General features: G+C 65.1%; 1 protein-coding gene. It reads left to right on the top strand.

Going from position 1 to position 478, the window contains the following annotated elements; genetic code table 11:
- Positions 1–348, top strand: a 348-nt coding sequence (locus tag AC2JF9_RS08700; protein ID WP_500726971.1) for a hypothetical protein, incomplete at its 5' end; no start/stop codon positions are given.
- Between the last annotated feature and the right edge of the window lie 130 nt (positions 349–478).

Below are 478 nucleotides of genomic sequence, written 5' to 3'. Positions count from 1 at the left end.
GATCTCATCGTGAGCGGCGAGGTGGGGTTGCTGCAATTCGGCGAGATCGACCGCCTGGTTCCGGAGGGCATCCGGCTGCGGGACGGAACCGTCCGGCCGATGGATCTGCTCGTCACGGCAACCGGCTTCAAGAACCAGCAGGACGTCGTCCGCGAGTTCCTCGGAGACGAGGTGGCCGATCGCGTCGGACCGGTATGGGGCTTCGGGAGCGGGCGAGAGCTGCGCAACATGTGGCAACGCACGCTGCAGGACGGACTCTGGTTCAATGCCGGAAGCATGACCCAATGCCGGATCTACTCGAAGTACCTCGCGCTGCAGATCAAGGCCTGTGAGCTCGGCCTGGCGTAGCGGCGCCCACTTTGCCGACCCTCCGGGGTCTTCGCCATGCGACCCGCGAGGTCCCGCCGAGGCGTGCTGGCGGAAATCGAGAGGATTGAGATGGGCGTGAAAGCTCCAATCGGCTTTGTCGGGCTAGGGA

The sequence above is a fragment of the Lactobacillus sp. C449L genome, from assembly GCF_059900815.1.
Note: the sequence above shows the minus strand (reverse complement) of the source record. Positions and strands in the feature narration are given on the sequence as shown.